The sequence below is a fragment of the Streptomyces sp. NPDC059994 genome (assembly GCF_042737755.1).
Taxonomy (GTDB): Bacteria; Actinomycetota; Actinomycetes; order Streptomycetales; family Streptomycetaceae; genus Streptomyces.
On the sequence record NZ_JBHWUR010000190.1, the window covers coordinates 1 to 7,163 of the forward strand.

14 protein-coding genes and 1 pseudogene are annotated in these 7,163 nt (G+C 69.5%); 1 reads left to right on the forward strand and 14 read right to left on the reverse strand.

Annotated features, from left to right (window positions below):
- Nucleotides 1–502, reverse strand: a 502-nt coding sequence (locus tag ACFWA7_RS39225; RefSeq protein WP_385827941.1) for a helix-turn-helix domain-containing protein, incomplete at its 3' end; no start/stop codon positions are given.
- 218 nt (nt 503–720) lie between these two features.
- Here ACFWA7_RS39225 and ACFWA7_RS39230 point away from each other — a divergent pair.
- Nucleotides 721–900 carry a hypothetical protein gene (locus tag ACFWA7_RS39230; RefSeq protein WP_385827943.1) on the forward strand — a complete coding sequence of 60 codons (180 nt, stop codon included), beginning with the start codon at nt 721–723 and terminating at the stop codon, nt 898–900.
- A 560-nt stretch (nt 901–1,460) separates the two neighbouring features.
- Here the strand turns inward: ACFWA7_RS39230 and ACFWA7_RS39235 are convergent.
- From ACFWA7_RS39235 to ACFWA7_RS39295, 13 genes and pseudogenes are all read right to left on the reverse strand, one after another.
- A pseudogene (locus ACFWA7_RS39235) lies at nt 1,461–1,718 on the reverse strand (WhiB family transcriptional regulator); the annotation flags it as partial.
- On the reverse strand, nt 1,715–2,551 hold the full coding sequence (locus ACFWA7_RS39240; RefSeq protein WP_385827945.1) for a hypothetical protein: 837 nt from the start codon (nt 2,549–2,551) through the stop codon (nt 1,715–1,717). The pseudogene ACFWA7_RS39235 and the gene ACFWA7_RS39240, both read right to left, overlap by 4 nt.
- On the reverse strand, nt 2,548–2,838 hold the full coding sequence (locus ACFWA7_RS39245) for a hypothetical protein (protein WP_385827947.1): 291 nt from the start codon (nt 2,836–2,838) through the stop codon (nt 2,548–2,550). The genes ACFWA7_RS39240 and ACFWA7_RS39245 overlap by 4 nt, the downstream gene beginning before the upstream one ends.
- Nucleotides 2,835–3,050: a hypothetical protein gene (locus ACFWA7_RS39250; protein ID WP_385827949.1), complete on the reverse strand. Its 216-nt coding sequence runs from the start codon at nt 3,048–3,050 to the stop codon at nt 2,835–2,837. Before ACFWA7_RS39250 ends, ACFWA7_RS39245 begins: the two co-directional genes overlap by 4 nt.
- Nucleotides 3,047–3,862: a phosphoadenosine phosphosulfate reductase gene (locus tag ACFWA7_RS39255; protein WP_385827951.1), complete on the reverse strand. Its 816-nt coding sequence runs from the start codon at nt 3,860–3,862 to the stop codon at nt 3,047–3,049. Before ACFWA7_RS39255 ends, ACFWA7_RS39250 begins: the two co-directional genes overlap by 4 nt.
- Nucleotides 3,859–4,350 carry a hypothetical protein gene (locus tag ACFWA7_RS39260; RefSeq protein WP_385827953.1) on the reverse strand — a complete coding sequence of 164 codons (492 nt, stop codon included), beginning with the start codon at nt 4,348–4,350 and terminating at the stop codon, nt 3,859–3,861. The genes ACFWA7_RS39255 and ACFWA7_RS39260 overlap by 4 nt, the downstream gene beginning before the upstream one ends.
- Nucleotides 4,347–4,715 (reverse strand): hypothetical protein, encoded by a 369-nt coding sequence (locus tag ACFWA7_RS39265; RefSeq protein ID WP_385827955.1) that lies wholly within the window; start codon nt 4,713–4,715, stop codon nt 4,347–4,349. The genes ACFWA7_RS39260 and ACFWA7_RS39265 overlap by 4 nt, the downstream gene beginning before the upstream one ends.
- Nucleotides 4,712–5,182 carry a hypothetical protein gene (locus ACFWA7_RS39270; RefSeq protein WP_385827957.1) on the reverse strand — a complete coding sequence of 157 codons (471 nt, stop codon included), beginning with the start codon at nt 5,180–5,182 and terminating at the stop codon, nt 4,712–4,714. The genes ACFWA7_RS39265 and ACFWA7_RS39270 overlap by 4 nt, the downstream gene beginning before the upstream one ends.
- Nucleotides 5,179–5,589, reverse strand: coding sequence for a DUF4326 domain-containing protein (locus tag ACFWA7_RS39275; protein ID WP_385827959.1), 411 nt, complete (start codon nt 5,587–5,589; stop codon nt 5,179–5,181). The genes ACFWA7_RS39270 and ACFWA7_RS39275 overlap by 4 nt, the downstream gene beginning before the upstream one ends.
- On the reverse strand, nt 5,583–5,978 hold the full coding sequence (locus ACFWA7_RS39280; RefSeq protein ID WP_385827961.1) for a hypothetical protein: 396 nt from the start codon (nt 5,976–5,978) through the stop codon (nt 5,583–5,585). Before ACFWA7_RS39280 ends, ACFWA7_RS39275 begins: the two co-directional genes overlap by 7 nt.
- Nucleotides 5,975–6,283, reverse strand: coding sequence for a hypothetical protein (locus ACFWA7_RS39285; RefSeq protein ID WP_385827963.1), 309 nt, complete (start codon nt 6,281–6,283; stop codon nt 5,975–5,977). The genes ACFWA7_RS39280 and ACFWA7_RS39285 overlap by 4 nt, the downstream gene beginning before the upstream one ends.
- Complete coding sequence (locus ACFWA7_RS39290; RefSeq protein ID WP_385827965.1) at nt 6,280–6,717, reverse strand: hypothetical protein; 438 nt, start codon at nt 6,715–6,717, stop codon at nt 6,280–6,282. The genes ACFWA7_RS39285 and ACFWA7_RS39290 overlap by 4 nt, the downstream gene beginning before the upstream one ends.
- Complete coding sequence (locus ACFWA7_RS39295) at nt 6,714–7,109, reverse strand: hypothetical protein (protein ID WP_385827967.1); 396 nt, start codon at nt 7,107–7,109, stop codon at nt 6,714–6,716. Before ACFWA7_RS39295 ends, ACFWA7_RS39290 begins: the two co-directional genes overlap by 4 nt.
- Nucleotides 7,110–7,163 lie beyond the last annotated feature (54 nt).

Genomic DNA, 7,163 nt, shown 5'->3' on the forward strand with positions numbered 1-7,163 from the left:
GTTTTGGGTTCCTCCCACGACGCCCCCCCCGCGCCGTGGCCGACACCCCATCCGCGACGTGGACGTCACCGGTGACGTCCACGTCAGGGGTGACGTCCACGTCACCGGTCAATTCGGACTTCACCGTGTCTGAGCTGGGCTTCTTCTTTCCGCCTCGTTGACGGGATGACGCCAGCGTCACCCGTGACGTCCGCGTCACCTCATCGGCGCCTGCGCGGCCCCCTGGAACGGCGCGCTCCACGGCCAGGTCGTAGACCTCGGGGCGCTTCCCTTCTGGTAGGTGGACAGCCTTCGACTGGTCGCCGAGGCGGATCATTCCGAGGCTGCGCAAGTCCTTCAGGTCGCGCTGGACGGACCGCTCGGACTTGCAGGTGTAGGCGGCCAGGCGAGCAACGGAGGGGTAGGCGCCTCGCCCCTGCTTGTCGGCATGCCGGGCGAGTCCGCTCAGCGTGGCGATCAGCTGGGCGGGCATCGGTGGAGCGAACTCCAGTGCCCAATCCATGGCCTCTTTGCTCACTTCTGTCTCTTCTCGGAGAGGGGTGTCGCAACTGGCTGCTGGCGGTTCTCGGACAGCCCTCATGGAGGCTTCAGCAGGGCCCGGCTGGGGCCCTGGATGCAGGTCCACCCTACCCCCGGGTGCCCATCAAAGCGATGGGCACCTTGCTTCCTGTCGGGCACCACTGGGTGCCCGTCGAATGCACGGTCAGCTACGCTGGCCACATGACGACGAAGGGAACGACCGGCCGCGTGGTCCGCGTCGAGAAGGAGACGTGGGACGCCTACGGCGAGGTGTGCGCCGCCAAGGGCCTGTCGCGCGCTGCCGACCTGCGCGTCTACATCAACCGCGAGATCGCCGCGCACAAGCGCCGACTCGCCGCAGAACAACGCGCCACCGACTGACATCCCCTCCCCCCTCCCTTCCTTCTCTCCCGGCCCCGTCTTTCGGCGGGGCTGTGTCGTGTGCGGCTAGCGGTGTCCGGCGTCCCAGCAGTTGCGGCAGATATCCCGTCCGTCGCGACTGCGCCGCCAGCCCTGCTTCTTGAGCCGTCGCCGGACCGTGAGGGCAGTTCGGGCTCGGGCCGGGCTGTGTTCGGTAGTGCAGCGGTGGCCGTCGGGGGTGGTGGCGTCGCAGATGAGGAAGGCGCAGAAGCTCATGCGGCGACCGCGCTGCTGCCGTCGTCGCTGATGGCGCTCGCTGCCCGTTCAGTCTCGTCGGTGAGGTGAGCGGGCAGGACGCAGTCGCGTCCGCAGTTCGTTGCGACCCGGCCGGCGGGTTCGTGTCCGCGGCTGACGGTGAAGGCCAGCCGCCGCGGCTTGTAGCGGTGGGCGTTGAAGGTGATTTCGCTGGGGCCGGTCCAGGCGAGGTGGCCGCCGTACAGGGCGACGGTGTTGTCGTCGAAGAGGGTTTGCAGGGTGCGTTCCCGCTGGGGCTGGCGGGCCTGGTCGGCTTTCGCCCCTACGGCAGCGGGTGCGGTGTGGCCGCGGCGGACGGAGCGGCGCAGGCCGACGCGTTCGGTGTCGGTGAGGCCGCCGTAGATGCCGGACGGGATGTTCTCGTCGAGGGCGAACTGGAGGCAGTCACTGACTGCGGGGCAGCGCCGGCAGACGGCTTTGGCTTCCTCGATGACCAGCGCCCAGGGACCTTCGGAGCCCCTCGGGAAGAACGACTCGGGGTCTTCGTGTCGGCAGGCGGCGTTGTCACGCCAGTCGCGGCTCATACGGCGAGCTCCGTTTCGGGCTGGGGGTGGCGGACCAGTGCCTGTTGGAGGTGCTGGCGGGTGACGCCAAGCCGTTTGGCGGCTTGGTCGACGTGGACGCCGTGGGCGAGGAGTTCGCGGCCGTCGGCTGCGAGGAGTTCGCCGCGGGTGCGCCCGTACATGGGCTCGAAGTGGGGGTCGTCGATGCCGTCCGGGTACTGGTCCCAGTACTTGGGGGTGGGCCAGCGGTTGGCTGCGGCGCGCTTCCGTGCCTGCCGGGCGTACTGCTTGGAAACGCCGTTGCATTCCGGCTTGCGGCGGCTGAGCTGCTCGTAGGTGGTGGCGATGAGCTCCTCAGTGGTGCCGAGGACGGTCTTCTCGGCGAGGATCTTCCGCATGCGTTCGCGCTTGTAGCCGAGCCGCCGGTCGATGTAGATCAGGGGCCAGCCTGCGGCGACGAGGGCTTGGATGCGGCGGTGTGTGCCGGTCGGGTCGACGTAGAGCGGGGTCGTGTCGTCGGCGGTGATGGCGAGGATCTTCGCGGCCCTTTCGGGCGAGGTGCGGTATCGGCGTCCGCGCGTTCGTGGGCTGGTGAAGTCGCGGATGGTCTGGAGTGGGATGCCGGTGGCTTTGGCGATCCGGTTGGGGAGGACGCCGGCTGCTTCGAGGGCGAGGAGATGCTGGCGGACGGGTGCCGCGTCGACGAGGTTGTCCCAGCTGCCGTCTGCATGCCGGGCGATGCGGTCGCGGTCCCAGTCCAGGTATCGCCGCACGCAGCCGGAGCGCCGGCAGCGGTAGTCGGTGTAGCAGGTGAGGTTGCGGTGGTGGGGGGCTTCGCGGACTGCAGTAGTCACGGCGTCTCCTTCCGGCTGTCCGGCTGGTTGTCGATGCGGAGGCAGGCGTTGAGCAGGTCGGTGTCGACGCCTGCGGTGTTGTCGGGTGCGGCGGGGATGTGGCTCTGGGTGGCCTGGTCGTAGATCCGTCCGGCGGCGCGGCTGAGGGCCCGGTAGGCGGCCCAGGCGCCGATGGTGACGATGGCGCCGGGCCCGTAGAGGAGGAGTGCGTCGATGCCGCGGTCGACGACGCTGGCGTTGGTGTTGAGGGCGTCGGCGGCGAGGAAGATCGCGTCGAGGTTCGTCACGGCTGGCGTCCTTCCTCGCGGGAGTGGAGGTCGAGGTGGTCGGGCCGGTAGCGGCGGGCGATCTCGCGGTCGGTGGCGGCGCGTCGCCGACGTCGGGTGAGGATGTGGTCGACGGCGCACCAGGCGAGCGCGACGACCGCGGCCAGCACGGTCAGCCACAGCAGGACGGCGAGGGCCTGGGCGGCGAGGATCAGGCTGCTGCGGGCGCTCATGTCATGCACCACCCGGAGTCGCAGGCGCCGTCGGCCTCGTCGAACATGGGGAGGAGGTCGACGCCGTCCGGGATGGCCTCGGCCAGCGGGCGCGCGAAACGGGTCAGGTACACCGGGTCCTTGCCGAGTCCGGCCCGGCGCTCGATGAGCTGCGCTTCGAGCTGGCAGGACTTGGCGAATAGATCCGGATGCTCGCGGCGCAGGTTCTGCCAGTCCTCCGGCCGCTTCATGGGGCAGAACCAGCAGGCGCTCTTGGGCGGGACAGGCAGTCCGGCGTCGCGGATGATGCGCTGGCAGTCCGTGCGACGTAGCCCGATATCGAGCAGCGGGTGCACAGTGCGCTGATGCGGGATGGTGGAGGACTTGGCGCGGCCGATCTCATCAACGCTGATCCCGATCCCGACATCGGCAGGCCGCTCGACGCTAGCGCCGCGCCGCTTCGTCTCGGCGGCTATGAGGCGGATCTTCCACTGGTTGGTGCAGTCCCGGTTACCGGGCGCCCCGTTGGCCATGCGCACGGGGATACGCACGCTCTTTGAGCCGGGCATCTCCAGCTCACCGAGCAGAGTGCGCTCGCGCCCCTTGTCGGGGCCGCGCTGCATGATGCGGCGCAGCTCGACGAGTTCGATGCTGTGCTTGGCGGCGTAGGGCTTGGCGTGCTCTTCGATGTAGCGCAGGGTGGTGGGGAGTTCCGAGTCGTCGCCGACGTTGGCGAACAGGAACAGCGGGAAGTCGATCTGGCCTTGGGCGGCGAGGACGAGGCAAGCCATGGATTGCTGGCCGCCGCCGAAGCTGAAGGCGCGGATGCTCATGGCCGGACCTCCCGGACGTTGATTCCGGCGTTCCGTGCGAGGCGTGCGCAGTTGTGGGTGCCGTAGGAGGGGCCGGTGGGGTCGGGGAAGACGAGCGCGTAGTGGGCGCGCGGCATCTTGCTGACCATGGCGGCGTTGCGGCGGGGTCCGGCGCCGGGGCAGTAGTCGGCCAGGAGGCCCGGGTGGTGGACGTCACCCGGCTTCTTGACCCGCCGGTGCCCGGGGGTGCGCGGGCAGTTGGGGGCACAGTGGTCCCAGTCGGCCGGGTACGGCTCGCCGGTGACACCAGCCCACTGCCCGCAAGCCTGGATCCACCGGCTGATGGTCTGGTCGACGGACATCTCGCCGGGGCAGTCGCCGTGGCGGACGATGACGGGCCGGTCGCGGTCGATCTCGTAGAGGACGAAGTGCGACAGGGTCTGGCTGGCGAGCTTCGGATCGGGATGGTTGCGCGCGCCGGAGACGATGAGGATCAGCGGAGGGGTCACGCCGCCCTCCCTTGTGCTGCCTGTCGTCGCTGTTCGGCGATGACGAGGCCACGGACACTCAGCCGCCAGACGGCGATCACGTGGGCGTGGGTCTTGGCGCTGGTGGACGGGACGTAGTTGCCGGTGTGCTCGATCACGCCGCCGCGGCGGAGTCCGTTGATGGCGGAGCCGAGGAAGCCCTGGCCGAGTTCCGGCAGGACGTCGCGCAGGTCGTTGCAGGAGAACTCGTCGTGCTGGCTGCCGAAGGTGAGGACGGCCTGCTGGACGACGAACAGGGACCACTCGGACTGGTCGGCGATTTCGGCGAGGAGAACATCCTTCTCGGCCGTAGCGAGCCGTTCGGCGACGGTGAGGTGGCGGGTCATCGTGTGGCTCCGATCCGGTCGAGCAGCGGCCCCGAGTCGAGGCGGCCGTCTTCGTCTTCGATGGCGGAGAGGCTGTGGCAGCGGGCGCACAGCTTGATCTCTTTGAACTCCATCTCGCCGTCGGGCATCCACTCGAAGGAGAAGAGCGGCCGGGTCTGGGTGCAGCGCCCGCAGGGGCCTTCGGTGGGCGGCTGGAGGCGGGCGACGGTGCTGGCGACCTGGTCGATCTGGCCGACGAGGTCGGCGGCGTGTCCGATGCAGGCCCGGCACCAGTCGAGTCCGGCGGGCGGGGTCGCGGGCAGCGGGTCGAGGATGACGGGCGGGGAGTGGGTGACACCCCAGCCCGGGGCTCCACACAGGCCCTGCTTGCCCGCGAACTGGCCGTCCTCGCGCATCACGTGCAGGCGGCGGACCTGCTTGGCGCGGCGGCCAGTGGCGGCGTTGTAGCCGCGGTAGAAGGCCCTCATGTCGTGTGCTCCTCGTTCGCGATCTCCAGCAATACGGCGGCGTGGCAGTGGTCGGGCTCGCCGTCGGTGGGGAGCGGGCACCAGCACATGAGGTCCCAGCCGCGGAGCTTGTGGGCGAAGAACTCGGCTTGCTCACTGCCGCCAGGAGTGCGAAGGCTGGCGCGGAAGTTGTCAACAGCGATCTGCCTGGCCTTGCGCTCATCGGAGACGATGGCGACCGTCCGGCCGGCCACACCGGGTGCGGCATCGACGTAGACGATCCAGACCTTGCCGACGCGGGCTACCTGGAACGGGTTGCCGTACAGGGTCGGGCGGCCGACGTATTTGGCGCCGAGCGGGCTGGTGACGTGGTCTTCGACACGCCAGCCTTTGGTGCGCTCGCGCTTGATGCGGATCGGGCTCACCACGCCACCCCCGTCTCCTGGCGGAGTACGGCGTTGACGGTCTCCTCGTTGGGCGTCCAGAAGCCGAGCGCACCCTTGGCGGGGACCGGCTCGGGTAGCGCGACCACGTCGTCGAGCGTCCAGTGGTAGGCGTTGTCGTCGCTCCAGGGGCCACACAGCCGGCCTTTCTCGGCCCAGTGGCAGCCGGTGATCGTGGCTACGCCGACGATCGCGCCGTACACATCGAGGTGCGGGCCGTAGACGATCGCGTGACGGTCGGGCTGGGCCGCGGCGTGGATGAGGACCCGAGCGCCGTGCATGCTGGCGGGGAGCTTCCAGGTGCGGTTCTCGACCCGCTTCGACTGGTGGACGATCGCGCCGGCCCACGGCTGGCGGATGCTGATGGCCTTCATTCGTCGTCGCTCCTTGTCGGTCGTTCGAGGCAGTCGCATTCGCCGCCGGTGGCCGTGCTTTCGCAGATGTGCTCGGCGAGTGGGACGCAGAGGTCGGCGTGGAGCAGGTACAGGTAGAGGAGGTTGTCGAGGACGTCCCACTCGGTGTCGTGGCGCTCGTCGAATTGGTCGCGCTGCCGCTTGATCCATTCGGTGACGTGGTCGTCACGGCGCGGGAGGGGTGACGGGGGCGGAGGTGCCGGGTCGTAGTCGGCGCCGGACCACACCCAGGCGTCCCGCAGGCGGCGGAAGGAGTGGCGAATCACCGGTCGCCTCCGGGCCGTCGCAGGACGGTGACGGCGACCGCGCCGGGTGTGCCCTCGGGGACGTAGACGAGGCGCCACGAGTCGTCCCACGCGCAGCCGCACGGATAGTCGGGGTGGGGGTGCCGCAGGAAGTGCGCGTGGCGGCGTTCGGGCAGCGGCTGGCGGAGTGTGGGGTCGTCCGGCTCGTAGTCGAAGGTCTTCAGGTACGCCTTGCCTGCGAGGCACATGGCGGTCCAGGTGTGGCCGTGGCCGAGAGCGACGAACTCGCTGGGCGGGTCGTCCTCTTCGCCTACGCCGGTCAGGTACAGGCCGTCGTGGCAGATGAAGCCCTTCTCGACCGCGTCATCAGCGGTCGGGGTCCACAGGCCCTCGTCGGGATGCATGACCCCGTCGGCACCCTCACGGGTGGTGATCTCGTACAGGGGGATGGTCATGACGTGGCCTCCGGGGTTCCGTACTGCTCCAGCTCGGCGTCCGTCATGAGCCAGTGCGGGATCCGGCCGGTGGTGAGGACCATGCGGATGTCCTTGGCGGCCCGGCTGAGCTGCGTGGCGCGCTGCTTGCCGACATCTGTGGTGGTCTTGGCGGCGATCTCTTCGTACCGTTCGGCAAGGGTGTTGAAGGCGGACAGGGTGGCGCTGGGGTCGTCTGCGCTGGCGTCCCATCCGTTGGCGACATGGCGCAGGACGTAGGCGGCGCCGGGCTTGCTGATGCCGTTCGCTGCGGCCTCGATGGAGACGCCTCCGGGCGTCTCGCCGGGGCGGATGATGACGAACGCGAGGGCATCGGTACCGTCGACGGCCGTCATGGTGGTCTTGGGGGTCATGGGTCGTGTCCCTTCGGTGTGGTTCAGTGGTGGCGGCTGGCCGCATTACGGGTG